We start from the raw sequence: 852 nt of genomic DNA on the forward strand, positions 1-852 counted from the left end.
CTTAATTTTTTCCATTTTTTTTTTGCATGCTAACTTCTCAAAGTAACTTCCACTTGGCTAGCCGAAGTGGAAATTAGTCTAAAACGGATTTTTATGGTGGAATTAAGTATGAGACGTTTGAGTTAGAAATGAGGCTCACTATGACAAAATATAAACACCTTACCCTTTCAGACCGTAATGATATCCAATTAGGCTTAGAGCGCGGTGAAACCTTCAAAGCTATTGGCCACCTTATTCTAAAAGACCCGACTACTGTCTCCAAAGAAGTCAAACGAAACAGACAAGTCCGAGAGTCTACATGCGATAAGCTTCCTTGCCCTTTACTCGACAAAGCTCCCTTTGTCTGTAACGGTTGCCCTAAAAGAAGACAAAATTGTGGATTTAAAAAAATTTTCTACCTAGCTAAGCAAGCTCAAAAGCAGTACGAACAAACTCTTGTAGAAGCTCGTGAAGGAACTCCTCTCAATTCCAAGACCTTCTGGGACATGGACAAAGTCATTTCTGAGGGTGTTAAATTAGTAAAACCAGTGGAACTTACCCTGACACGGATTTCCACTGGTTTTTGGGATTTTTATCAGACTAACTTCCACTTGGATTAGCGGTGGAAGTTAGTTTGGGAATTTACCACTTTTTTGCATGAATTCCTAATGAGCACGGATGTCAAACTCTTTAAACACAATATGTAAGTCTCTTAACACTCTTTGACGCCCTCGGAAACGTTCATTTCTTAAGACGCGTTCTAACTCTTCTTGTTGCTCTTTACTTTGTTTGTTTCTATAATCTTTTAGCGTTTCATGAAAGAGATAATAATCGTCCAGCCAAAGTCCTCCCTCACTTATACGATGACTTATC

At 38.8% G+C, this 852-nt stretch carries 2 pseudogenes; one reads left to right on the top strand and one right to left on the bottom strand.

The window, feature by feature from the left end:
- Positions 1 to 140 precede the first annotated feature (140 nt).
- A pseudogene (locus SMSK597_RS12475) lies at positions 141 to 515 on the top strand (helix-turn-helix domain-containing protein); the annotation flags it as partial.
- 129 nt (positions 516 to 644) lie between these two features.
- Here the strand turns inward: SMSK597_RS12475 and SMSK597_RS0103455 are convergent.
- Positions 645 to 852: pseudogene (locus SMSK597_RS0103455) on the bottom strand (sigma-70 family RNA polymerase sigma factor); the annotation flags it as partial.

The sequence above is a fragment of the Streptococcus mitis SK597 genome (genome assembly GCF_000148545.1).
Taxonomy (GTDB): domain Bacteria; phylum Bacillota; class Bacilli; order Lactobacillales; family Streptococcaceae; genus Streptococcus; species Streptococcus mitis_C.